Annotated in this window: 22 protein-coding genes; 6 read left to right on the top strand and 16 right to left on the bottom strand. The window is 72.9% G+C overall.

The annotated features are described in order from the left end of the window. Positions 1-69: 69 nt before the first annotated feature. The 10 genes from ACSW7Y_RS06950 to ACSW7Y_RS06905 all read right to left on the bottom strand — a co-directional run bounded on the left by ACSW7Y_RS06950 (position 70) and on the right by ACSW7Y_RS06905 (position 11,302). Positions 70-912, bottom strand: a complete 843-nt coding sequence (locus tag ACSW7Y_RS06950) for a GntR family transcriptional regulator (RefSeq protein ID WP_438125587.1) — start codon at positions 910-912, stop codon at positions 70-72. Beyond that, on the bottom strand, positions 909-1,541 hold the full coding sequence (locus ACSW7Y_RS06945; RefSeq protein ID WP_438125586.1) for a TetR/AcrR family transcriptional regulator: 633 nt from the start codon (positions 1,539-1,541) through the stop codon (positions 909-911). Before ACSW7Y_RS06945 ends, ACSW7Y_RS06950 begins: the two co-directional genes overlap by 4 nt. Beyond that, entirely contained in the window at positions 1,538-2,161 is a 624-nt protein-coding gene (locus ACSW7Y_RS06940) for an isochorismatase family protein (RefSeq protein ID WP_438125585.1), read from the bottom strand. The genes ACSW7Y_RS06945 and ACSW7Y_RS06940 overlap by 4 nt, the downstream gene beginning before the upstream one ends. Before the next feature lie 94 nt (positions 2,162-2,255). Next, the gene (locus ACSW7Y_RS06935; RefSeq protein ID WP_438125584.1) at positions 2,256-3,713 is read right to left on the bottom strand and encodes an MFS transporter; all 1,458 of its coding nucleotides are present in this window, start codon (positions 3,711-3,713) and stop codon (positions 2,256-2,258) included. Between the two features lie 43 nt (positions 3,714-3,756). Then, a complete protein-coding gene (locus ACSW7Y_RS06930; RefSeq protein WP_438125583.1) occupies positions 3,757-5,418 on the bottom strand; it encodes an amidase in 1,662 nt (553 codons plus the stop codon). Further along, positions 5,415-6,323: a carbon-nitrogen hydrolase family protein gene (locus ACSW7Y_RS06925; RefSeq protein WP_438125582.1), complete on the bottom strand. Its 909-nt coding sequence runs from the start codon at positions 6,321-6,323 to the stop codon at positions 5,415-5,417. The genes ACSW7Y_RS06930 and ACSW7Y_RS06925 overlap by 4 nt, the downstream gene beginning before the upstream one ends. Next, positions 6,320-7,420, bottom strand: a complete 1,101-nt coding sequence (rutA, locus tag ACSW7Y_RS06920; protein ID WP_438125581.1) for a pyrimidine utilization protein A — start codon at positions 7,418-7,420, stop codon at positions 6,320-6,322. The genes ACSW7Y_RS06925 and rutA overlap by 4 nt, the downstream gene beginning before the upstream one ends. A gap of 32 nt (positions 7,421-7,452) precedes the next feature. Next, positions 7,453-8,490 carry an ABC transporter permease gene (locus ACSW7Y_RS06915; RefSeq protein WP_438125580.1) on the bottom strand — a complete coding sequence of 346 codons (1,038 nt, stop codon included), beginning with the start codon at positions 8,488-8,490 and terminating at the stop codon, positions 7,453-7,455. Next, the gene (locus tag ACSW7Y_RS06910; RefSeq protein WP_438125579.1) at positions 8,490-10,124 is read right to left on the bottom strand and encodes a sugar ABC transporter ATP-binding protein; all 1,635 of its coding nucleotides are present in this window, start codon (positions 10,122-10,124) and stop codon (positions 8,490-8,492) included. The genes ACSW7Y_RS06915 and ACSW7Y_RS06910 overlap by 1 nt, the downstream gene beginning before the upstream one ends. Next, on the bottom strand, positions 10,121-11,302 hold the full coding sequence (locus ACSW7Y_RS06905; protein ID WP_438125578.1) for a sugar ABC transporter substrate-binding protein: 1,182 nt from the start codon (positions 11,300-11,302) through the stop codon (positions 10,121-10,123). Before ACSW7Y_RS06905 ends, ACSW7Y_RS06910 begins: the two co-directional genes overlap by 4 nt. A gap of 616 nt (positions 11,303-11,918) precedes the next feature. On the opposite strand from ACSW7Y_RS06905, the gene ACSW7Y_RS06900 reads away from it, so the two are divergent. After that, entirely contained in the window at positions 11,919-12,434 is a 516-nt protein-coding gene (locus ACSW7Y_RS06900; RefSeq protein ID WP_438125577.1) for an NADPH-dependent FMN reductase, read from the top strand. Then, a complete protein-coding gene (locus ACSW7Y_RS06895; protein ID WP_438125576.1) occupies positions 12,431-12,934 on the top strand; it encodes a flavin reductase family protein in 504 nt (167 codons plus the stop codon). The genes ACSW7Y_RS06900 and ACSW7Y_RS06895 overlap by 4 nt, the downstream gene beginning before the upstream one ends. Before the next feature lie 164 nt (positions 12,935-13,098). On the opposite strand, the gene ACSW7Y_RS06890 is transcribed toward ACSW7Y_RS06895, so the two are convergent. Both ACSW7Y_RS06890 and ACSW7Y_RS06885 read right to left on the bottom strand, forming a co-directional pair. Next, positions 13,099-14,160 (bottom strand): ABC transporter permease, encoded by a 1,062-nt coding sequence (locus tag ACSW7Y_RS06890; protein ID WP_438125575.1) that lies wholly within the window; start codon positions 14,158-14,160, stop codon positions 13,099-13,101. A gap of 11 nt (positions 14,161-14,171) precedes the next feature. After that, positions 14,172-15,053, bottom strand: a complete 882-nt coding sequence (locus ACSW7Y_RS06885) for an ABC transporter ATP-binding protein (RefSeq protein WP_438125574.1) — start codon at positions 15,051-15,053, stop codon at positions 14,172-14,174. Between the two features lie 408 nt (positions 15,054-15,461). Here ACSW7Y_RS06885 and ACSW7Y_RS06880 point away from each other — a divergent pair, with 408 nt between their 5' ends. Then, positions 15,462-16,871 (top strand): LCP family protein, encoded by a 1,410-nt coding sequence (locus ACSW7Y_RS06880; protein WP_438125573.1) that lies wholly within the window; start codon positions 15,462-15,464, stop codon positions 16,869-16,871. 3 nt (positions 16,872-16,874) lie between these two features. Here ACSW7Y_RS06880 and ACSW7Y_RS06875 read toward each other — a convergent pair whose 3' ends face one another. Beyond that, a complete protein-coding gene (locus ACSW7Y_RS06875; RefSeq protein ID WP_438125572.1) occupies positions 16,875-17,570 on the bottom strand; it encodes a response regulator in 696 nt (231 codons plus the stop codon). Then, a complete protein-coding gene (locus tag ACSW7Y_RS06870; protein WP_438125571.1) occupies positions 17,552-18,850 on the bottom strand; it encodes a sensor histidine kinase in 1,299 nt (432 codons plus the stop codon). Before ACSW7Y_RS06870 ends, ACSW7Y_RS06875 begins: the two co-directional genes overlap by 19 nt. A 69-nt stretch (positions 18,851-18,919) precedes the next feature. Between ACSW7Y_RS06870 and ACSW7Y_RS06865 the strand changes: the two genes are divergently transcribed. Continuing rightward, entirely contained in the window at positions 18,920-19,264 is a 345-nt protein-coding gene (locus tag ACSW7Y_RS06865) for a YciI family protein (RefSeq protein WP_438125570.1), read from the top strand. On the opposite strand, the gene ACSW7Y_RS06860 is transcribed toward ACSW7Y_RS06865, so the two are convergent. Continuing rightward, positions 19,220-20,404: an MFS transporter gene (locus ACSW7Y_RS06860; protein WP_438125569.1), complete on the bottom strand. Its 1,185-nt coding sequence runs from the start codon at positions 20,402-20,404 to the stop codon at positions 19,220-19,222. The two genes, ACSW7Y_RS06865 and ACSW7Y_RS06860, sit on opposite strands and share 45 nt — an antisense overlap. A gap of 23 nt (positions 20,405-20,427) precedes the next feature. On the opposite strand from ACSW7Y_RS06860, the gene ACSW7Y_RS06855 reads away from it, so the two are divergent. Further along, on the top strand, positions 20,428-21,033 hold the full coding sequence (locus ACSW7Y_RS06855) for a TetR/AcrR family transcriptional regulator (RefSeq protein ID WP_438125568.1): 606 nt from the start codon (positions 20,428-20,430) through the stop codon (positions 21,031-21,033). Between the two features lie 41 nt (positions 21,034-21,074). After that, a complete protein-coding gene (locus tag ACSW7Y_RS06850) occupies positions 21,075-21,965 on the top strand; it encodes an alpha/beta hydrolase (protein ID WP_438125567.1) in 891 nt (296 codons plus the stop codon). Between the two features lie 76 nt (positions 21,966-22,041). Here ACSW7Y_RS06850 and ACSW7Y_RS06845 read toward each other — a convergent pair whose 3' ends face one another. Next, positions 22,042-22,713: a peroxiredoxin-like family protein gene (locus ACSW7Y_RS06845; RefSeq protein ID WP_438125566.1), complete on the bottom strand. Its 672-nt coding sequence runs from the start codon at positions 22,711-22,713 to the stop codon at positions 22,042-22,044. Positions 22,714-22,812 lie beyond the last annotated feature (99 nt).

Below are 22,812 nucleotides of genomic sequence, written 5' to 3'. Positions count from 1 at the left end.
ATCCGGGCCTCCCGTCCGTCCGTCCGCACCGCGGCGAGGCGGGTGACCGCACGAGGCGGCCATCACCACTCACACCACCCGCGAGTCGATCACCGCCCGGTCGCCCCGGTACCGCGAGAACCCGTACTCGACCGGGGTGCCGTCGGCGAGGCACATGAGCCGCTCGATGTGGAAGATCGCCTGACCGGGGTCGATGTCGAGCAGGTCCGCCGTCCACTGGTCGGCGTTCACCGTGCTGAGCAGGAGCCGCCGGGCGACCGGCCGCTCCCCGCTGCGCCGCACGAGGACGTCGGGCACGTACTCGGTGAGCGGCTCGGACACGAGGTCGGGGAACCGCTCCTGCGGCACCCAGCTGGTCCGGACCCGGCTCGGCTCCCCGTCGAACGAGATGAGGCTCTCGACGAAGTACGCCGCGTCCCCGGACATCTCGAGGTTGCGCCGGACGGTCTCCGGCGCCGGGACGAGCTGCACGCAGAGGTGCACGATGCTCAGGCGCGGCGAGTCGAAGATGCTCCCACCGGCGGTCTCGCCGTAGATCGTCACCTCGTCGGTGGTGCGCGCGAGGTTCACCGAGGCGACCGGCCGCACGCCGAACGTGCCAGACCGGGGAGCGCGTGTGATGAGGCGCTGCTCCTTGAGCAGGGTGAGTGCCGCACGGAGGACGTTGCGGGTGGTCCCGTAGAGGTCGAGCAGCTCCCACTCGTAGGGGAGCGGGCCGACGAAGCGTCCGGCGACGATGTCGGCGCGGATGAGGTCCGAGACCTGCCGCGCGGCGTCGGACCGACGGTTGAACCCGATCAGGTGGCCGGGGCGGACGTCCCCGACGCCCATGTCCGTCCACGGCGGCGTCGGCCGGCGGGCCACGTCGTCGCGTTCGAGCTCCGCTCCGGGATCGTGCACGGTGTCGGTCACGAGGCCACCCCCACGGTCGCGGTGTCCCCGGTCCAGCCGGCCCACCGCAGGAACTCCCGCGCGAGCCGGACCGCGTAGTCCGGGTCCTGGATGTCGAGCGAGACGAACACCCGCCGGTAGAAGGTCGGGCCGCCGAGGAGGTCGACCGCGATGCCGAGGTCGACGTCCGACCGGAGGTCGCCGGCGTCCATCGCGCGCCGGAGCATCGCGTTCACCCGCACACGACGGTCGAGGTGCCACGCCGCGACCGCGTCCGCGACCCGGGGCTCGTGCGCGGCCCGCTCGACGATGATCGGCAGGGCGCGGCCGACCGGCGTCGCGACGAGCGCGTGCACCCAGCCACGGGTGAGGCCGAGCACCCCTTCGTCGATCGGCGCGTCGAGCACGGTCGGGATCGACTCCTCCATCAGCCGGATCACCGTGTCGGTGAGCAGGAGGTCCTTGCTCGACCAGCGGCGGTAGATCGTCGCCGCCCCGACTCCCGCGGCGTCCGCGATCGCCCGGACGGTGACGGCACCGGGCCCGCCGGTCGCGAGGATGGCGGTGCAGGCGGCGTGCACGGCCTCGTCGACACCGGTGTCCCGCGGGCGGCCGCGCACCGCCGCCGCGGTCGGCGCGACGGCGGTCACGCGCCACTCCAGTGCTCGAGCACGCGCTCCATCGGCCACACCTCACCGATCTTCGCGGCGATGTCGAACAGGTTCGCCTCGTGCACGCTCGGCAGCCGGTCGCCGACGGCCTCACGGACGACGATCGGGACGAACCCGTGCTGCATCGCGTCGGTGGCGGTGGCCCGGACGCACCCGCTCGTGGAGAGGCCGGCGATGAAGAGCGTGTCGACACCGCGGGCGACGAGGTCCGCCGCGAGCGAGGTCCCGAAGAACGCGCTCGGGTACTGCTTCGGTACGAGCGTGTCGCCCGGCTCCGGTGCGAGGCCCTCGATGAACGCCCCGGTCGGCGCACCGGGCAGGTACGCCGCGAGCGCCGGCACCTTGCGGAAGAACACGCCGGCGTTCGACCCGTCGGCCGACAGCGCCATCGTCGTCACCGCGACGTGCACCCCCGCGGTCCGTGCCGCAGCCGTCAGCTCGCGCATCCGCTCGACCGGCTCCTCGACCCCCGCGTACAGCCCGCAGGTCGGGTCGACGTAGGCGGTCACGGGGTCGACGACGACGAGCGCCGCCCGCCGTCCGGGTTCGAGCGCTCCGGTGTACCCGGCCGCCGCGTAGTCCTCGTGGTCGTCGGTCATGCGGTCCTGCTCCCGTCGTCTGGTCTGGTCGTGTCGGCCTGGAGGCCCGGGTCGGGTCCGCCCTGTCGGCCGTCTGCCCGGCGCGTGGTCGCGGTCACCCCGACGCCCCCGCCTCCGGGACGGGGCCCGACGTGTCGGTCCGCACCGGTGCCTCCCGGTCGGGTGGTCCGAAGGGTCCGAACGCGACGATGAGCGCACCGAGGACGGCGCAGCCGGCGAAGGTGAGGGCGGCAGCCCGGACGCCGTCGACGAACGCCTGCACCTCGCTCGGCGAGAGGGCGAGCAGGCTGCCGTCGTAGGCGGCGGACTGCTGCGCGGCGGACAGCCCGCTCGTCGCGATGGCCAGCCCGAGCGCCGTCGAGAACAGGAACCCGGCGTTCTGCAGTGCCGAGCGGATCGCGTTGGCGATCCCGCGTCGGTGCACCGGGACGCGGACCATGAGGGCCGACGTGCTCGGCGTCATGAACACCCCGGTCCCGACGCCGACCGCCCCCAGCCCGAGCGCGGTCACGGCGTAGGCGCCGTCGTCCGCGAGCGATCCCGCGAGCACGGCCGCGCCGACGGCGATCAGCAGCATGCCGATGGTCGAGAGCGTCCGCGCCGGCACCCGTCGTGCGAGGACCCCGGCGCTCGCCGCGGCGACGGTCGTGCCGATCGGCGTCGGCAGCACCCAGAGGGCGGCCTCGACCGCGTCCTTCCCGGAGACCGCCTGGAACGTCAGGGACGCCAGGAGCACGAGCGCGTAGCTGGAGAGGGCGCAGAGCCCGGCTGCCGAGAACAACGTGATGGTCGCGCGGTCGCGGAAGATCGCCGGGTCGACGAGGGGGTGCGCGACCCGTCGTTGCGTCCGGACGAACAGCCACCCGATCAGCACGGCGCTCGCCGCGGTCGCGATCGTGCCGGGGCTGCTCCACCCCGACGAGCCGCCGATCGACACGGCACCGACGAGCAGACCGACGGTCGCGATCGACAGGAGCGCGCCGGGCAGGTCGAACCGTTCGCCGGTGCGCGGACGGGTGGTCCGGGGGACCAGCCGGACGGACCAGAGCAGCCCGGCGAGCGACACGGGCACACCGACGAGGAAGATCCAGCGCCACCCGAGCGACTCGGCGACGAGCCCGCCGACGATCGGTCCGACAACCTGGCCGACGGCGGCGACCGTCGCGTTGACGCCGAGGCCGAGCGACAGGATCGACTCGGGGAAGACGTCCGTCAGCAGCGCCGTGGTGTTCGTGACGATCGCGGCGGCACCCACGCCCTGGACGAGTCGGGCGCCGATCAGGACCGCGGCGTCGGGCGCGAACCCGCAGGCGAGGGAGGCGGCGAGGAAGACGAGGATCCCCGCGAGGTAGAGCCGTCGACGGCCGACCAGGTCCGCGATCCGGCCGAACACCAGGATGAGGGTCGTCGTGGTGAGCATGTAGCTGAGCAGGACCCAGCTGGACTGGAGTGCGCTCGCGTCGAGGGCGGCGCTGACGTCGGGGAGCGCGACGAGCAGGGCACTGGAGGAGATGAAGACGAGGACGACGCTGAGGCTGGAGGCGCAGAGCACCTGCCAGGCACGTCGGCGGGCGGCGCCCTCGTCGGTGGTGCGGCTACGGATGGGACGGCCCTCCCGAGGCGGACGCCGGGGGGACGCGGAGGTGGTGGGCGGTGGCGCGCTGGAACGCGACCGCCGCGGACAGCACGGTGCCGTCCGCCCAGGGCCGGCCGACGAGTTGCACGCCCACGGGCAGCCCGTCGGGAGCGATCCCCGCGGGCATCATCAGCGCGGGGAACCCGACGTAGTCGAACAGGCGGGTGTTGCGCGGGACCACCTCGTGCAGGTTGAACCGCTCGCCGTCGACCGACATCGTCAGGTCGTCGAGCCGCGGGGCCGTCGCACCGATGCCGGGGGTCAGCACGACGTCGACCCCGGCCTCGTCCATGCGGGCGACCATCGCCGCCTGGACGAGCGGGCGCCGCCGGAGCGCACGGAGGTAGTCCGCGGCCGTGGGGGTGAAGGACACGTCGAAACGCGCGCGGGTGCCGTCGTCGAACAGCTCGGCGGTCGGCGCGTTCGCCTCCTGGTTCGCGGCGAGCTCGCCGTAGAACACGGTCCAGCACTCGGAGTCCACGGCCTCGAGGTCGTCGAACTCGATCGGCACGATGTGCGCACCGAGCTCGCGGAAAGCGTCGACCGCGGCCGCGTGCGCCCCGAGGACCGCTGCGTCGACGCGCTCGGTGAACCAGGTACCCGGGACGCCGATGCGCATCCCGACGACCCGGTCGGGATCCGCGGTCAGGTCGGGCACGGTCGGGTGTGCCGTCGGGTCCTCCGCGTCGCCCCCGGCGAGGACGTCGAGCACGAGCGCGCAGTCCTCGGCCGTCCGTGCCATCGGACCGACGTGGTCGAGGGTCCAGGACAGGCTCGTGACGCCGGTGCGCGGGACGAGGCCGTACGTGGGCTTGATGCCGGTCGTGCCGCACAGCGCGGACGGGACCCGGATGGAGCCGCCGGTGTCGGTCCCGAGGGCCAGCGGGACGATCCGGGCTGCCAGCGCCGACCCCGAACCGGTGGACGACCCACCTGTCCACCGGTCGGCGTCCCAGGGGTTCCGGACCGCGCCGTAGCGGGCGTTGTGCGGGCCGCCGCAGGCGAACTCGGTCGTGGCGGCCGTGAAGACCGGGATCGCTCCGGCCGCGCGGAGTCGTGCGACGACGGTGGCGTCGGTCGGTGCGACCCGGTCGCCGGTCTGCAGCGAGCCGCTCGTGACCACGGTGCCGGCGATGTCGATGATGTCCTTCACCGCGAACGGGACGCCCTCGAGCGGCCGCGCGGAGCCGTCCGCCCATCGACGGGTGGACTCGGCTGCGGCCGTACGGGTACCGTCGACGAGCCGGAGGACCGCGTCGGACCACACGGCGTCGGCCGTCCAGAGCGGGGCGAGGACGTCGAGGACCGCCTCGGGGGTGGTGGCGCCCTCGGCGAAGGCAGCGAGGAGCCCGGTGACCGAGGCGCCCGCCGGGTCGGCAGCGGCGCGTGCGGTGTCGACGGCGCTCGTGCGCTGCGGCGTCCGGCTGTCCGCTGGTCGGCTCGGCGTCTCGCCGAGGATCCGGGCGAACAGCGTCTGGCTGTGCCCGGGCTCCGCGGCGAGGGCGTTCGGTGCCGCGGGGAGGGGGTCTGCCCGACTCGCCGCCAGTGCCCGCTCGAGCTCCGGGGCGATCGTGCCCCGGACGATCGTGAAGACGTCCGTCGCCTCGGTGACGGCGCTCACACCGGCACCGCCTGCGCGTGCGCGGCGGCCAGCCAGCGGAAGACGCCCGGCTGCCGGTCGCGGCCGAGCGGGAAGTCCCGCCGGGCGGCGGCGACCTCGGCGACGTCGACCGTGGCGCGGACGACCGGGCCGGCCTCGTGGGCGGGAGCCGAGACGACGAGCGCACCGCGCGGGGTCACGACCGAGGACCGGCCGAAGTAGCTGACCGTCTTGCCGTCGAGCGTCTCCTGCCCGCCGCGGTTCGGCGCGACGACCCACGTCTGCGTCTCCATGGCCCGCACCTGCAGCTCCTGCGTGAACAGCGTCTCGCGGAAGCCCATCGAGGACACGAACACGAGCATCACCTCCGCGCCGGCCGCACGCGCGGCGAGCCAGTACTCCGGGAAGCTCCGGTCGTAGCAGATGAGCATGCCGAAGCGGGTGCCGAGCGCGTCGAACACGACGGGCCCGGAGCCGGGCGAGAAGTAGTGCTTCTCGTCGACGTCGGAGAGGTCGTCCTTCGGGATCGAGGTCTTGCGGTAGGTCGGGACCCGGTCGCCGTGCACGTCGGTGCCCTGCACCACGGTCCCGTCGGCGTCGATGAGGACGGCGCTGTTGTACTGCGCGTCACCGGCGTCCTCGTACAGCCCGAACGCGACCGCGGTGCCGAGTCGCCGGGCGGCCTCCGCGAACCGTGCCGTGGCGGGCCCGGGGACGGGCTGTGCCCAGGACTTCCGGCTGTCGTTCACCACACCGCAGAAGTACGGGGTGGTCGCGAGCTCGGGGAACACGACGAGGTCGGCGCCCTCCGCTGCCTCCTCGAAGCGCGCGATGAGCTCGTCGAGCGCGACGTCGGCGTCCGCGGGGGTCTCGCCCGACTGGACGACCGCGACCTCGATGACCGGGCCGCTCGCTGCGGCGGTCACGCGGTGACCGCGCTCGGTGCGACGGAGGCCACGCCCTCGCGGGTGCGCATGAGCGGCTGGATGCGGGTGCCGAACTCGTCCATGCCCTGCAGGAAGTCGTCGAACACGAGCATGATGCCCTTCGTCCCCTCGACGTCGGCGGCCTCGTCGAGCATCGCGGCGACGTGCTCGTACGACCCGACGAGCGTGCCCATGTTCATGTTCACGGCGCCCTCGGGGAGCGAGATGCGCTTGGCGGTGTTGCCGTCCTCGCCGTTCGTGTCGGTGAGGGCCTGGCCGGTCATCCACGCGATGGCCTCGACGTCCACGCCGTCGCTGTACCGCTGCCACTTCTCCTGCGCGGCCTCGTCGGTCTCGGCGGCGATCACCATGAAGAGGACGTAGGAGCCGACGTCACGGCCGGTCTTCGCGCGGGCCTCGAGGAGCGCCTTGTTCTGCTCGGCGTAGGCGGTCGGGGTGTTCACGCCGACGCCCATCGAGAAGTTGTAGTCCGAGTACTCGGCGGCGAACGCCATGCCCTGGGACGACTGGCCGGCCGAGACGATCGGGATGTGCGCGGTCGGCTTCGGCAGCATCCGGCAGTCGTCCATCTGGAAGTACTCGCCCTGGAAGTCGCTGCGGCCGGTCTCCCACAGCTCCTTCATGACCTGCATGTACTCGGTCTGGTACGCGTACCGGCGCTTGAAGTGCACCTCGTCGCCCGGCCACAGGCCCATCTGGTCGTACTCCGCCTTCTGCCACCCGGCGACGAGGTTCAGCCCGAAGCGGCCGTGCGAGATCGAGTCGACGGTCGCGGCCATGCGCGCGGCGATCGCCGGCGGGATGGTCAGCACCGCGGTGGTCGCGAAGAGCCGGATCCGCTCCGTGCGGGCGGCGAGCCCGGCCATCAGGGTGAACGACTCGAGGTTCTCGTCCCAGAACCCGCTCGGACCACCGAAGCCGCGCAGCTTGATCATCGACAGGGCGAAGTCGAAGCCGTACGCCTCCGCCTTCTGCACGATCTCGAGGTTGAGGTCGAACGACGGCTTGTACTGCGGCGAGGTGGTCGAGATGAGCCAGCCGTTGCTGCCGATCGGGATGAAGACTCCGATGTCCATGGGGGACTCGCTTTCTGTGGTGGGTGGGATGGTCAGGACTGCTTCGCGGCGGCCTTGGCGGCGCTCGCGACGGCGTGGCGGCGGATCGTCTGCGAGACGGCGACGGCCACGATGAGGGCGCCGCCGTAGAACAGCTGCTGCACGAAGTTGTCGGCGCCGAGCATCTGCAGACCGACGACGCCGGAGAACAGGAAGTACACGGCGATGAACGTGCCGATCGCGTTGAAGCGGCCGGGGATGATCGCGGTCGCGCCGAGGTAGCAGGCGGCGAACGCGGGGAGGAGGAACGACTGGCCGCTGGACGGGTCCGCTCCGCCGAGGGTGCCGGCGTAGACGACCCCGGCGACCGCGGCCGTGAGTCCCGCACCGACGAAGGCGCCGACGCGGAGCCGCCGGACGTTGAGTCCGGAGAGCTCGGCCACGGCCCGGCCGGTGCCGACGAAGAGCAGCCGGCGGCCGACGGGGGTCGCGCTCAGGACGACGAGGACGACGATCGTCGCGACCAGGCCGTACACGAACGCGAGGGGCAACCCCGCGAGTCCGCGCCATCCCACCGTGGCGTTCACGAGCGCGGCGTCGATCCCGGTGACCGACGAGGACGCGCTCATCCACTGGATGATCCCGATCATGAATGTCGACGTGCCCAGGGTGACGATGAACGAGTCGATCCGGAAGGCGACCGTCAGGATCCCGTTGACGAGTCCGACGACGACGCCGATGACGAGGCCGACCGCGATCGCCGGCAGGAGCGGAACGTCCATCTTCGCGTTGAGGACGGCGATCGTCATCGCGGAGAGCGACATCGTCGAGGCCCCGGACAGGTCGAACTCGCCGGCGGTCAGGGGGAACAGGAAGCCGAGCGCGAGGATGAGCAGCACCGACTGCGACCCGAGGATGTTCTGCAGGTTGCCGAGGGTCGGGTAGGTGTCGGGCAGGGCCACGCTGAACGCGATGACGATGACGAGCCAGGCGCCGAGCAGCGCGTACCGCTCGGTGTGCCCCCACGAGAAGCGCGGGCGCGCGGCACGGATGACGGAGGGCTCGAGGACCTTGTCGGCGGTGGTGGACATCAGGCGTTCTCCTTGACGGGGGAGGAGTCGGTGGAGGTTTCGGTGGCGGGGTCGACCAGGCTGGCGACCACCGCGGCGGCGATCAGGTCACGGTCGATGCGGTCGCCGGTGAGCACGTCGTGGACGCGGCCGTGGGCGAGGACGACGACCCGGTCGCACATCTGCGCGAGCTGGTCGTAGTCCGTGGAGGCGCAGACGATCGGGACGCCCTGCTCGGCGGTCCTCCGGAGCATGGCGAAGATGGCGGCGCGGGCTCCGACGTCGATGCCCTGCGTCGGCTCCTGCAGCAGCACGAGCCGCGGGTCGTCCTGCATCCACTTCGCCAGGACGGCCTTCTGCTGGTTGCCGCCGGACAGGGTGCCGAACAGTGCGGCGGGGTCGGCGGGGCGGACGTCCCAGTCGCGGACGAGGCCCTCGACGTACGACCGCTCGCGGGCGGGGGAGAGGCCGAGCAGCCCACGGAGCTTCCCGAGGACGGGGAGCGTCACGTTCTGCTCGACGGACAGGGTCAGCGCGCCGCCCTCCCGCTTCCGGTCGGCGGGGACGTAGACGACGCCACGCGCGATCGACGCCGCCGGGGTGGCGCGGGCGAGGTCGACGGCGACGTCGTGCACGGCGAGCGACCCGGTCGCGGCCCGTGCTCCGTACAGGCCGGGCAGGACGTCCTCGACGCCCGAGCCCGCCAGGCCGGTGATCCCGACGACCTCGCCGTCCGCGACGTCGAAGGACAACCCGTCGACGACGCCCGCGCGGAGGTCCCGGACGCGGACGACCGCGTCGCCCGTGGAAGCTGGACGCGCCCGTCGGGCGACCGGGACGTCGAGGCCGCGGCCCACGATGAGCGAGACGAGCTCGTCGGCGGTGGTGTCGGCGGTGTCGCGGTGCGCCTGCACCCGTCCGGCGCGGAGGACCGTCACCCGGTCGGCGTGTTCGAGGACCTCGGCCATGTCGTGCGAGACGAGGAGCGCCGAGGTGCGCCCGTCGGACACGAGGTCCTTGACGACGCGGAAGAGCAGGTCGGCGTCCTCCTTCGGCAGGAAGACGGTCGGTTCGTCGAGCACGATGAGTGCCCGTTCGTCCCCGAGCTCGGCGACGGCCCGGAGGATCGCGACGAGCGCCTTCTGCGTGTCGGTGAGCTGCTCGACCCGGGCGCGGGGGTCGATGTCCACGCCGTACCGGGCGAACAGCTCGGCTGCGGCACGGTGCTCCGAGCGCCACCGCACGAACGGTCCGCGTCCGGCGACGACGGTCGCCAGCCGCAGGTTCTCGGTGACACCGAGCGACGGCACGAGCGCGAGGTCCTGGTGGACGAAGCTGATGCCGACGCGGCGGAAGTACCCGGGAGGCACGGGCAGGGGCAGGCGGCTGCCACGGACCTCGATCGTCGCTCCGGGGTCCGGCGCGTACGTGCCGGACAGGATCTTGATCAGGGTCGACTTGCCGGAGCCGTTCTCGCCCAGCAGCGCGTGCACCTGACCGGGCCGGACCTCGAGCTCGACGTCGTCGAGCGCGGTGAGTCCGCCGAACCGCTTGGTGAGCCCGCTGATGCGCAGGACCGGCGTGCTGTCCGCTGCGGCCCCCGGGGCCGCAGCGGACGCTGCGGACCCGAGCCGTGCCTCCCGGGTGTCGGTCACTTCGCCGCGCCCCAGATCTTCTCGTACCCGGTCTTGTAGGCGTCGCCGTAGCCCTTGCTCGAGGCGGGCGGGGTGCCGGCCTCGTCGACGTTGTCCTTCGTGAAGACCTTGAGGGGCGTCTCCTCGTTGCCGTCCTCGATGATCGGGGTGTCGGTGAGCACGCGACCGGCCTGGTCGATCGTGGCGTACGCGAGCCACTCCATGTTCTCGCCGATGTCCATCGTCATGACGTTCCCCTGCTGCAGGATCTTCATGACCGCAGGCGTGCCGTTGTACGACGACGTGTGCACCTGCCCGGTCTTGCCGGCCGCTGTGACGCCGGCCTCGACGAAGAGTGCCATCGAGTCGTAGATCGGCAGGACGTAGTCGAGGTTCGGGTCCGACTGGATCGCGGACTGCACCGTGGACGAGATCTTCGTGGCCCAGTCGGCGACCGGCACGTTCGTGACCTTCACCTTGCAGCCGGAGCAGTACTGGTCGAACTCCTCCTGCATCGCCTTGACGATGCCGTCCGACGGCGGGACCTCGGACGACGTGATGATGAGGACGTCGCCCTTGCCCTTCGTCTCCTTGATGGCCCAGTCGGCGTTGAGCTTCGCGGCCTCGTGGAACGGCGCGGTGACCTGTGCGGCGACGAGCGGCTGGAGCTGCGACGGGAGCGACTCACCGGTCTGGTAGGTGTGGCTGATCAGCACCGGGATGCCAGCTGCCTTCGCCCGCTTCAGCGCCGGGACGATGAGCTCGCCGTTGACGCCCTGCGCGAGGACGATGATGTCGGCCTTCCGGCTGATCGCCTGGTCGATCCCGGCCGACTGCTCGGTCGGCGTGCCCTGGTTCGTGTACTCGATCCACTTCGCTCCGTACCGCTTCGCCAGCGCCTCGCCCGCCTCGTCGACGGAGACGATGAACGGGACGGCGGAGGAGTTCGGGATGTTGAAGATCGTCTTGCCGGCGATCCCCGACAGGTCGAAGGGCTTGCCCTCGAAGGTGAACTCGGGGTCGACGCTCGCGGCCGTGATCTGGCTGGTCGCGTGGGAGACGCCGGCCGAGTCGTCCGCGGAGTCGGTGGAGGCGGTGGACGTGGCGGAGCAGGCGGAGAGGACGAGCACGCCGCTGAGGGCGGCGGCGAGGACCGCGGGGCGGGCGAAGCGTGTTCGGGTCGGTGCGGGGGACGACATCGGTCGGTGACCTCCAGGACGTGGTGCGGGGACGGGTGGGGTGCTGCGGGGAGCCGTGGTGCGGGGACGACGAAGACCCCGCGGCGCGGGGTGGGCACGACGAGGTCCGTCGCGAGGAGAGGGAGCGGGTCACCGGGAGCGTGGCATCCGGCTGACAGGGCCGCTCCGGTGGGGCTGATGCGAACGTAACGGACGGATCGGACGCGCAGGGCGTCCCCCGGTAACGGTCCTGTCACGCGTTTGTTTCGCTCGTGTTAGGCCACTGGTGTCGTCCACGCTCCGGGCCGTCCTGCCGCGGTCCGACGGACCTCGGGACCGCGCCACCGATCCCCGCCACCGCGCCGATCCGCATGTCCGCGCGGCGGCGGCACCGGGGCGAAACACGGTGGACGCACGAGACGACCACAGCCGGAACACGACTCTCACAAGTCCGGGCGGTGCGACTGGCGCATTGTCCGTCCGGACCGGCACCGCAGCCCGCTGACCAGGGTCTTCGGTGCGCGGAACTCGCGGCGGGCCTGGCGTAACCGACCCGACACGGAGTCGCCACGGCGGCGAAACGCGCCGGGAGTGGACTGCAGGCACACCCCGCCACCGGACCCCTGGAGCACACCCGATGATCACCACCGTCGTCGCCGGCAACCCCAAGCCGGCATCGCGGACCCTCGACGCCGCCACGGTCGTCCTCGACCGGCTCACCGGGAGCGCCCCCGACCACGTGGTCGACGTCGTCGACCTCGGACCGGGGCTCCTCGGCTGGGGCGACGACCGCGTGGGGGAGGCCGTCCGGACCGTCGCCGGTTCCGACCTCGTGGTCGTCGCCTCGCCCACGTTCAAGGCGACCTACACCGGCGTCCTCAAGCTCTTCCTCGACCAGTTCGCCACCGGTGACGGACTCGCTGGAGTCGTCGCGGCGCCGCTCATGCTCGGCGCCGGACCCGCCCACGCCCTCGCCCCCGAGGTGTTCCTCAAGCCGGTCCTCGTCGAGCTCGGCGCGACGGTCCCGGCACCCGCCCTGTACCTCAACGACAAGCACTACTCGGAACCCGCGGCGACGGACGACTGGACCGCGCGGTGGCGCGACGTCGTCCTCGGTGCGGCCACGCGCCTCCAGGAAGGAATCCGCTCATGATCAGCCCCTACTCGCCCGAGGCTCCCGACCTCACCGCGCTCCGGCAGGCGTTCTCCGGCTTCCCGTGCGGGGTCGCGGCGCTCGCGGCGGTCGTCGACGACGAGCCGACGGTCCTGGTCGCGTCGTCGTTCACCGTCGGCGTCTCGCAGGACCCGCCGCTCGTGATGTTCGCGGTGCAGCACTCGTCCTCCACCTGGCCGGTCCTCCGCGACGCCCGGACCATCGGTGTCTCGGTGCTCGGTGAGGGTCACGCCCAGGTCACGCGGCAGCTCGCCTCGAAGGACAAGGCCGTGCGGTTCGTCGGCGTCGAGACGTCGGTGTCGGACACCGGCTCGGTGTTCCTCGAGGGAGCGCCGATCTGGCTCGACTGCTCGGTCGAGCACACCTACCCGGCGGGCGACCACGACATCGTGGTGCTGCGGGTCCTCGGGCTCATGTCCGACTTCGCGCACAGTCCGCTGGTCTGGCACCGGTCCGGGTTCGCGACGCTGAGCGCGTGAGCGCGTGAGCGCGTGAGCGCGTGAGCGCGTGAACGCGTGAGCGCGTGAACGCGTGAGCGCGTTCGTGCGTGTGGGTACGTGCCCACGCGCACCGGACGGGAGGCCCGGATCACGTGAGCAGACCTGCTCACGTGATCCGGGCCTCCCGTCCGTCCCTCGCGGCGTCAGCCGCGGATCGCCTCCGCCAGCTTCACGCGACCGCCGGTCCGGAGCAGCGCGTTCTCGTAGATGCGAGCACCGACGAGGATGACCACGACCACCGAGGCGAGGAGCACGAGGAGCGACAGCACCGGCTCCCACCACTCGACCGAGCCGAGGAAGATCCGCATCGGCATGCCGATCGCCGCGCTGAACGGCACGTACGACATGATCCCGAGGATCGTCGGGTTCGAGTACGCGACGATGATCAGCACGTAGGGGATCATCACGAGCATCATCACCGGGGTCGTGACGCTGCCGACGTCCTCCTGACGGGACACCAGCACCGCGGACGCCGCGAAGAGCGACGCGATGAGCACGAACCCGATCGCGAAGAACCCGACGAACCACAGCATGCTGGGTCCGAGCAGCGTGAACAGGTTGTCCTGGCCGGTCAGGGCCAGTGCGATGGTCGCCGCGATCGCCACCGCCACGATCTGCGCGAACGCCATGATGCTGTTGCCGAGCACCTTGCCCGCCAGCAGCGCCCGAGCGGGGATGGCCGCCATGAGGATCTCGACGACCCGCGTCGACTTCTCCTCCACGACGCTCTGCGCGATCGACTGCCCGAACGTCACCGCCGAGGCGAAGAACACGACGCCGAACGCCAGCGCGACGATGTACACCAGGCCCTCGGGCAGCGCGTCCGGGTCGAGGAGCTCGACCGTCGGGGAGACGCTGAGCGCCTGCACGACCCCGTTCGGGGTCGAGTCGAGCCCCACGACCCGGAACCCGAGCGCGTCGTCGGACGGCACGATCGCGGCGTCGACCTCCCCGCTCCGGACGAGCCGCTCGGCAGCGGCGGTCGTCGCGGTCGGGGTCACGTCGAGACCGTCGGCGGACGGCAGGCTGACGCCCTCGGCGACCGCCACCGGCGTCCTGTCGTCGGACGTGGCGTTGCCGACCACGCCGGCGACCACGATGGACGCGACGACCATCACGACCAGGATGAGCGCCGAGACGATGAACGCCTTGCTCCGGACACGCGCCTGGATCTCCCGCGCACTGACGAGCCGGACCGCGGACACGAACGAACCGTTCACCGGATGACCTCCCGGAAGACCTCGCTCAGCCGAGGGACCCGGGGAGCGAACGAACCGACGGTGCCGGACGACACCGCACGCTGCAGGACGGACTGGGCGACCGCGTCGGACGCCTCGAACACGGCGTACCCGCCGTCGAAGTCGCGGACGGTCACCCCCGGCTCGTCGCGGAGCCAGGCGACGTCGCCGTCGACGAGGAGCTCCCACGCCGGCGGACCGGCCTGCCGCCGGAGGTCCTCCTGCGGCCCGGTCGCGCGGATCCGCCCCTCGGCGATCACCACGACGTCGTCGCACAGGCGCTCCACGACGTCGAGCTGGTGGCTCGAGAACAGCACCGGGACGCCACGTCCCGCTGCCTCGCGCAGGACGCCGAGCACGACGTCCACGGCCATCGGGTCGAGGCCCGAGAACGGCTCGTCCAGGACGAGCACCTCCGGGTCGTGCGCCAGCGCGGCGGCGACCTGCACGCGCTGCTGGTTGCCGAGGGACAGCTTCTCGACCTCGTCGTCGGCGTGCTTCCCGAGTTCGAGGCGCTCCAGCAGCTGCGCGGTCCGCTCGGCCGCCTCGCGCTTGCCGACGCCGTGCAGTCGGGCCAGGTAGGTGATCTGCTCGGCGACCCGCATCTTCGGGTACAGACCGCGCTCCTCGGGCATGTACCCGAACCGCTTCCGCTCCGCCGGTCCGATCGCGGTGCCGTCGATCGACACCGTCCCGGTGTCGGGCTCGAGCACCCCGAGCAGGATGCGCATGGTGGTGGTCTTGCCGGCGCCGTTGCCCCCGACGAAGCCGGTGAGCCGTCCGCGGCCGACGTCGAAGCCGACGTCGTCCAGGACCCGGCGCTCGCCGAAGCGCTTCGTCACGCCCTCGATGGTGAGCATCGCTGGTTCCCCTTCCGTCGGCGCACCTCGCCGACGTCTCGACGCTATTGGCCGGGAGGCACGGCTCGCCTCCGGCTGCCGGCGGGACTTCCGAGGTGGTCGCCTCCGCCGTCCGGGGGAGACGCCGTGCGATCGTCTCGCCCCGTCGCCTCGTCGCCTCGTCGTCTCGTCGCGTCGTCGCGCTGTCGCGCTGTCGCGTTCAGGCGCTGCCGCGTCGAGGCGCTGCCGCGTCGTCGTGCGGGCGCGAGGGGGCGTCCCAGCGATCCGGCGGCGACCGTCGGTACGATGCGGCGTCGGCGCTCCTTCCCGAGAGGGGCGCCCCGCCGCGCACAGGGCGCGGCCACGCACGGCACAGGGCGCGGCCACGCACGGGTCCCGACCGGGCGCACCAGCATCGAGGGGGAGCACGTGACCGAGCAGCAGGACCAGCCCGACGCCGAGCGTCCGGCGCGGGCCGTGCGACACGGACGCCTCGCACCGCGCAGCCCGATCGGGTTCGCCGCCCGCCTCGTCGCGATGTCCGCCGCGGTCGCCCTGGTCGGCGCGGGATCGGTGGCCGCGATCGCCTCGTACCAGGTCGTGAGCCAGGCGAAGCCGCCGGTGTCGCTCGCGATGCCCGGCACGACGGCGAAGGCGGCCCCGGAACTCACCGCCCAGTCCGGCGAGGTCAACATGCTCCTCGTCGCGACGGACACCCGTGACGGGCAGGGCGCGGGCTTCGACGACCCCGCCAGCCGCCGGGCGAGCTCCGGTGTCGGCAACAACGACACCACCCTGCTCGTGCACATCTCCGCCGACCACACCAACATGGCCGTCGTCAGCTTCCCCCGAGACCTCGTCATCCCGATCCCCGCGTGCACGAACGACAGCGGTTCCGTGACCCCGGCGACCGACGCGGCGATGCTCAACACCGCACTGTCCCGCGGTGGCGAGAAGCACGGTCTGGGCTGCGTCGCGAAGACGATCTCGGACCTCACCGGTCTGCAGATCCCCTACGCGGGCATGATCACGTTCGACGGCGTCGTGTCGATGGCGAACGCCGTCGGAGGCGTCGAGGTCTGCCTCGCGACCCCGATCGTGGACACCGACGTCTCCCCGGCACTCGACCTGCAGGCCGGGAACCAGGAGCTCTCCGGAGCCGAGGCAGCGGCGTTCCTGCGCTCGCGGCACGGCGTCGGCGACCGGAGCGACCTCGGCCGGATCAGCAACCAGCAGACCTTCATGTCCGCCCTCGCCCGGCAGACCGTGTCCGCGGGCACGCTGACGAACCCCGGGCGGGTGCTGCGGCTGGCGGAGACCGCCGCGAAGCACATGACCCTCTCGGACACGCTCGCCGATCCCACGACCCTCGCGCGGATGGCCCTGGCGGTGCAGAACGTCGGGCTGTCGCAGATGGTCTTCGTGCAGTACCCGGTCGCGGACGACCCGTCCGACACGAACCGGGTCATCGTGTCCGAGGACGCGGCGTCCCAGCTCAACGCCGTGCTCAAGGCGAACGAGCCGGTCGTGCTCGGCGAGGACAGCCTCGGTCGCTCGGCGGTCAAGGACCCGAACGCGAGCGCGTCCCCGTCCGGAACCGGATCGGGGTCCGGGTCTGGGTCGGGGTCTGCGTCCGGGTCGTCGTCGGGATCCGGTTCGCCGTCAGGGGCTCCGTCCTCGGGCTCGTCGTCCGGTGCGGGCTCGTCCGGAGGGGCCTCGTCCGGTTCGGCGTCGGCCCCGGCCGGCACGCCGAGCGCCCCGCGGGCCTCCTCGGCGCCGCTGCCGGACAACGTCTCCGGTCAGAACGCCGCCACGGTCACCTGCGCCAAGCGCGACTGAGCCCTACCCGGCGACGCCGTGCTCGAACGCCCAGACCACGGCCTGGATGCGGTCGCGCAGCGCGAGCTTCTGCAGCACGTTCGACACGTGCGTCTTGACGGTGGCGTCGCCGACGAACAGCTCGCGAGCGATCTCGGCGTTGCTCAGCCCCCGGGCGAGGAGTCGGAGCACCTCGGCCTCGCGCTCGGTCAGGCCCGCGCGCTCGACGGCGGCCGCGGCGACCGCCGTGGTGTCGACCGGCGGGGTCGGGGCCGGTGCCGGTGCCGTCGCGGCGGTGGCGCGACTGATCACCCGGCGGGTCACGTCCGGCGCGAGGAGGGCGTCCCCGGCGGCCACGGTGCGCACCGCCTCGATCAGTCGCTCGGGGGAGGCGTTCTTCAGCAGGAACCCGCTCGCACCGGCCTCGAGTGCCTGGAAGAGCGCGTCGTCGTGGTCGAACGTGGTCAGCACGAGCACCGCGGGCGGGTCGTCGAGGCCGGCGATGCGGCGAGCGGCCTCGAGGCCGTCCACCACCGGCATCTGCACGTCGAGGCAGACCACGTCGGGACGGAGCCGTACGACCGCGTCGACCGCCTGCGCCCCGTCGGCCGCCTCGCCCACGACGCGCAGGCCCGGCTCGGACTCGAGGATCACCTTGAAGCCGGCGCGGACGAGGTCCTGGTCGTCCGCCAGCACGATGGTCAGGTCGTCGGCAGCCATGCCCGCACCAGGTACCCTCCCCGGGCGCGCGGCCCGATCTCGACGGTCCCGCCGACCGCGGCGACCCGTTCCCGCATCCCGACGTGGCCCAGGCCGCTGCCGGTGCCGTCGTGTGTGCCGCCGCGGCCGTCGTCGGTGACCTCGACCTCGACGGCATCCGCCAGGTAGCGGAGCCGGACGTCCGTGCGGGCCCCGTGGCCGGCGTGCTTGAGGACGTTCGTCACGGCCTCCTGCGCGACCCGGAACGCCACGGCGGCGACCGTCGGCGGTACCGGACGCTCCTCGCCGACGACGGACCAGTCGGCCGGGTGTCCGGCGGTCCGTGCCGCCTCGACGACCTCCGCGATCCGGCCGATGCCCTCGGTGCTCGGCGCGGCGCCGACGGCCGTACGGGCCCCGCCGCGGTCCGTGTCCTCGCCGGGGCCGTCGCTCGCGTCGTGCGAGCGCAGGGTGCCGAGCATGCGCCGGAGCTCCTCGACGGCGGTGCGGGCGCTGTCCTCGACCACCGAGAGCGACGCCGCGGCCTGCTCCGGGTCGCGCCCGAGCACGCGGCGTGCGGCGCCGGCCTGGACACCCATCAGGGCCACGTGGTGGGCGACGACGTCGTGCAGTTCGCGGGCGATCCGGACGCGCTCGATCGTGATGGCCTGCGCAGCCGAGCGTTCGCGCTCCGCGGTGAGTTCGGCGGTCCGCAGGTCGAGCTCGTGGCGGGCGACCGCGGCGCTCCAGGCCCGGTTGCCGGCGTACCAGGCGGCACCGAAGTACACGACGTTGATGAGGACGTTGAGCAGCGAGTACGCGATGTACGGCGGGATGAGGGCGTCGCCGTCGTTCGGGAGCGCGGTCGGCATCGACCAGCGGAACACGATCGCGAGGAACAGCCAGGCGAACATGCCGCCGATCACCACCCACCGCACGGCCTCGGCGCGGACCCGGTCCGAGCACCAGGCGCCGACGGTGTAGAGCGCGATGAACAGCGTGAAGTTGACGACGAAGAGCTCCGGCACGTGCAGCAGCTGCGTGCCCACGAACGCGAGCGCGACGACCACGAGGACCGACATCGGGTACCGGCGGCGGAACGCGATCGGTGCGGTGTTCGCGAGCACCATGAGCGCGGACACCCACCACGCGGCCTGGTCGTCGTCGTACGCACCCGATGCCCCGTAGAGCGTGACCGTGGTGGCCATGCCGAGCGCGAGCGAGCCGGCGAGCACGGCGTCCTGTCGCAGCTCCGGTCGGCCCACCGGCAGTCGTGACCACTCGCCCGTCGTCGCCCCCATGCGACCACGGTACCGAACCGCGCTGCTCCGCCGGGCGTAGTCTCCGGGGCACCTGGAGCGGGAGGCACGATGCAGTTCCTCGTCAACGTCATCGACGACGGCCAGGCCGCCGCGGTCGGTCGCACCGAGTCGGCGACCGAGGCCGAGGCTGCAGCGGTCGACGCCCTCAACGAGCGACTGGACGCCGACGGCCGGATCGTCTTCGCCGCCGGCGTCTCGGCGCCCGCCGACGCGACGGTCGTCGACGCCCGCGGTGCCGGACCGATCGTCCGACCGGGGCCGGCGGTCGGGGCCGCCGAGTACGTGGCGGGCTTCTGGGTCCTCGACCTCCCGGACCCGGAGACCGCGGAGCGGATCGCGACCGAGGCGTCACGCGCCTGCAACCGGAAGGTCGAGCTCCGCCCGCTCCTCTGATCGACGCCACCGGGACGAGCCCACGGCACCGATGGCGGTGACCGCCGCCGCGAGCAGGAACGCCACCGCCGGACCCGCAGCGTCGAGCACGGTCCCCAGGCCGGCCGCCCCGGCCGCCTGACCGAGGACGAGCACGACGAACAGCACGGACGTGCCCGCCGCGGCGTGCTCCGGGGCGATCTCCGTCGTCCACGCGATGAGCGCACCGGTCGCGGCCGTGTAGCCCCACCCGAAGACCACGCCGGCGGCGAGGGACACCGCGCCGGACGACGGAACGACCCCCTCGACGGCGACGGCGGCGGCCGTGACGAGGGCCGTCACCAGCCACAGCGTCCGCGCCCGGAGCCCTGCTGTCCACCGGCTCGTGACCGTGACCGCCGCGCCACCGACCCCGACCGCGACCCACAGCAGCACCGACGTCTCCGTCGAGGCCCCGGCATCGACGAGCGTCGACCGACCGAAGGTCCAGACGCTCGCGGTCCCGGCGCCGTACAGCAGGGCGACGACGAGCAGCCGGGCGTGCGCACGGGACCACCGCCGCCCCGGGGTCGAACGCCCCGCACCGGCGCCGAGCTCGTCGCGACGGCCGGCGGCGACGAGCACCGCGGCACCGACCAGCGCCGCTGCGACACCGGACACCGCCCAGGCCGTCCGCCAGTCGGGCAGGAGCAGGAGGGCGAGCACCCCCGCGACGACCAGCCCCGGGCCGGTCCCCGCGTTCACGAACGCCTGCGCCCGGGCACGACCGGGCCCGGACAGCCGCTCCTCCACTAGCCGCACGAGCGCCGGTGACGCCAGACCGGCGCTCGCCGAGCCGACCACCGCCGCGAACGAGAAGACCACGGCACCGGAGCTCGCCGCCATCCCGAGCGCCCCCGCGGCGGCCGTCACGGCGGCCGAGAGGACGAGTGACCGGGCGTGCGACCGGGCGAGCACGAACCCCGCCGACGCTCCGACGCAGTAGCACGCGGACGCAGCGGCGGACACCCACCCGGCGGACGTCGCGTCGAGGTCGAGGTCACGCTGCACGTCGGGCAGGAAGAGCCCGAAGGCGAGTCGGACCAGGCCGTACGTCACCGCGATCAGCGCCAGCCCGGAGCCGAGGAAGGCGGCCCCCCGTAACGAAAACGATCGTTTCACATCGCTGAGCCTAGGCTGCACCCATGGCGATGCGCACAGGGACCCGGCGCAAGCTCCTCGACGCCGCCGAGGAGCTGTTCTTCACCCGCGGCATCACCGCCACCCCCGTCGACGCGGTCCTCGAACGCGCCGGGGTCTCCTCCGCCACGCTCTACCGCGAGTGGGGCAGCAAGGAGGCACTCGTCGCCGCCGCGCTCGACCGTCGGCACGACGAGTGGACCGCCACCTGGGACCGAGCGCTCGCCGCCGCGCCCGACGACCGAGCCCGGCTCGACGCCGTGTTCGACGCACTCGACGCCTTCCGTTCAACACCGACCGGCTCCCGCTGGTGCGCGTTCCTCGGCACCGCCGCCGAGCTGGCCGACGCTCCCGAGGAGGTCCGCGCGGTCCTGTCGCGCGAGACCGACACCCTGCGCGAGCGGCTCACCGTCGCCGCCGAGCCGCTCGTGGGACCGTCCGACGCCCCGGCGCTCGCCGAGGACCTGCTGCTCGTCGTGTCCGGCGCCCTCGCGATGCGGCTCCGCGACGGGCGGACCGGCACGGCGACCGCCCGTGCCGTCGCCGACGCGGTCGTACGGGCCCACCGCGCGGACGGCTCCTGCACGACCTCACACGGAACGCCCGGCTGAACAAGGCTCACGACGGGACCGCCCGCCGCTACGCTCCGATCGTGCACCCGACCGCGTCCCGAGTCACCCGCCGCGCCCTCATCGCCGGGGGAGGCGCCGTCGTCGCCGTCGCGGCCGTCGCCGAGGCCGTCGAGCTCCGCTGGTTGCCGGGACGATCGTCGATGTACCGCGCCCTCGGGCTGAACGGGCAGCCCGGCAGGATCCCCGACGTCACGCCCGTCCCGACGACCTCCGGCTCGTTCGAGTCGAAGGCCCGGGGCGGCCGGACCGTCGGCTGGACCATCGCCGCGCCCGAGTCGTCCGAGCCGCTGCCGATCGCGGTCGCCCTGCACGGCTACGGCGGTTCGCACCGGACCTTCTTCGGCAAGGGCCTCGGGTACGAGCGGTTCCTCGCGGAGCACGTCGCCCACGGCGGGGCGCCCTTCGCCGTGGCCGGCGTCGACGGCGGCAACCGCTACTGGCACCGTCGGGCGGACGGGGACGACCCCGGCGCGATGGTCCTCCACGAGTTCGTCCCCATGCTCGAGCAGCACGGGTACGACACCGGGCGACTGGCCTTCACCGGGAACTCGATGGGCGGCTACGGCGCACTCCGGTTCGGCGGACTCCTCGGGGCCTCGCGGGTGCGTGCCGTCGCAGCACTCAGCCCTGCGCTGTGGACCAGCGCCGGTGACACCGCCCGAGGAGCGTTCGACGACGCCGAGGACTTCCGCGCGAACACCGTGCTCGGTCGGCAACGCGAACTCGACGGCGTCCCGGTGCGCATCGACATCGGCAACGGCGACGGCTTCGAACCCGCCGTCCGCACCTACGTCGAGGGGTTCGACACGGCGCCGGCCGGCGGGTTCGAGCCAGGAGCGCACGACGCCGCCTTCTGGCGACGCATGGCCCCGGCACAGATCGCGTTCCTCGCGCGGCACCTGCACGCCTGACGCAGGCACCGGACGGGAGGCACGGCTCGCGTCCGGCACGCGCGGAACCCGAGCCGTGCCTCCCGTCCGGTCCGCGTCAGCGGTTCGCGACCAGGAGGTCGTCGACCGCGGCGACCACCGTCGCCACCTCGGTGCGCGTCGTGTAGTCCACGTGCACGTCCGCGAAGCGGACGACGCCCTCGGCGTCGATCACGAAGACCGACGGGAACGGGATCGCCGCCGTCGCGTCCGCGTTGCTGTCCGCGACGTCGAACCCGAGCTGCGTGTGCGCACCGCGAGCCGCGGCGCTGGGCTCGGTCACGATGCCGAACCGCCCGGCGAGGACGTTCTCGGGGTCGGTCAGCACCGGGAACACCAGCTCGCCGTTCGCAATCGACTGTTCTGCGGCCTCCGGCGTCTGGGGCGACACGGCCACGAGCTGGACCCCGCGCTCCTGCAGCGCCGGCAGCAGCTCCTGCTGGTACGTGCGGAGCGTGATGTTGCAGTACGGGCACCAGGCGCCCCGGTAGAAGACGACGACGGTCGGGACGGTACCCCGGGCCTCGGCGAACGAGGTGGTGTCGCCGGTCGGGGTGACGAGCGGCGCGTCCGGGGCAGCATCACCCACGGCCACGACGCCGTCGGGGACGCCCGCGTCGCGGAGGTCCCGCTGTTCGCCGTCGAACACCGCGGAGAGCTCCGGGCCGATCTGGGCGGTGAAGCCCTCGTTGAACGTCTCCACCTGGCGGGCGATGGTCTGGTCGGTCACGGTCGGGCTCCTCGCGTCGGTGCCGGCTGCGGCGCCGGTGGATGGAGCGTAGGCACGACGGAACCGGCGCGGGACGGGCCGCGTCACGCAGCGTCACGG

The organism is Curtobacterium flaccumfaciens (genome assembly GCF_051548005.1).
In the GTDB taxonomy this organism is placed as follows: domain Bacteria; phylum Actinomycetota; class Actinomycetes; order Actinomycetales; family Microbacteriaceae; genus Curtobacterium.
Note: the sequence above shows the minus strand (reverse complement) of the source record. Positions and strands in the feature narration are given on the sequence as shown.